This is a genomic window from Bathymodiolus azoricus thioautotrophic gill symbiont (assembly GCF_001298715.1).
Lineage (GTDB): Bacteria > Pseudomonadota > Gammaproteobacteria > PS1 > Pseudothioglobaceae > Thiodubiliella.
In genome coordinates this window covers 1-1,072 of sequence record NZ_CDSC02000377.1, presented here as the reverse complement: position 1 = coordinate 1,072, position 1,072 = coordinate 1, and the positions used below count along the sequence as shown (strand labels likewise).

2 protein-coding genes are annotated in these 1,072 nt (G+C 35.4%); one reads left to right on the top strand and one right to left on the bottom strand.

The window, feature by feature from the left end; genetic code table 11:
* Positions 1–66 precede the first annotated feature (66 nt).
* Positions 67–384 (top strand): hypothetical protein, encoded by a 318-nt coding sequence (locus BAZSYMA_RS07345; RefSeq protein WP_241502583.1) that lies wholly within the window; start codon positions 67–69, stop codon positions 382–384.
* A 67-nt stretch (positions 385–451) separates the two neighbouring features.
* On the opposite strand, the gene BAZSYMA_RS07340 is transcribed toward BAZSYMA_RS07345, so the two are convergent.
* On the bottom strand, positions 452–1,072 hold a 621-nt coding region (locus BAZSYMA_RS07340; RefSeq protein WP_143243146.1), incomplete at its 5' end, for an outer membrane beta-barrel protein.

Below are 1,072 nucleotides of genomic sequence, written 5' to 3'. Positions count from 1 at the left end.
CATAATTGACCCTGTAAACCAGATTGTGTAAACCCTCATATCAAATACCCAAACTGGAACAACGTGGTGGAACCTGACAATTACCTACTGATTCGTGATGGTTTTGTGCCAATCAACATTAAATTTATTGATAGGGCAGATTACTACACCGCCTTTAATGAATTTAACGAATCAGGGAAAACCAAAATCATGGAAAGTATTATCGGCAAAGCACTCACCAATAGTTACCACAAACGCTTGGCATATTTAGAAGGCAAAAAGATTGTCTCTCTGGTAGATTACGCCAAAAAATACAAAATATCACACTCCAATCTTATCAACAAAGCCAAACGCCAAACCATTGAAGCTTTTTCAGAAAAAAGTAAATGGAAAATTGGCGATTAATGGTTTCTAGATAATAAAAACACCCTGCAAAGGCAGGGTGTTTTTATGGTAGATTAAGTATCTATATTTAGAAATTATAGAGCATACTAATTCCAATACTATCAACGTCATCATCTGCTTTTATACGGTCAAAATCAACACGATATTTTATTGTGTCATTAATTTTTCCATCAACACCAACACCATAAATAACATCAGTACCACTGATTTTACCGCTAAAATCTGTAGCACCAGCGATTGTGGTCAATACACCTGCATTATCATATTGAAATGCAGAATATTCACCTTTAAGATTCCAAGCGCTAACACCTAGTTTAACAAATGGCTCAAAACTATCTGACTGTGCAAAATAATACAGCCCAGACAAATCAATATTACGACCAGATAAGGTTGCAGATGAAGTAATCTTTGCATTATTAGTACCAGTACCCGTAAGCGTAGTGCCAGTCAGTCCTATTAAAGATTTAAATCCTGCAGTATCATTCAATTTACCCATCGCTGTCTCTAAAGCAGCGCCATTAGTGGCAGACATTGATAAGTCTGTTGTATCGCTAGAATAGTCTGTATATGAACCTTCTACTGCAAAATTTTTATTCAAACGCTTACCAAAGATTACTTTGTAATTATTTTTTTTGTAAGTCCCTTCATTAAATGTAATTCCTCTCTCAGAATAACTCGCACTTGCAGA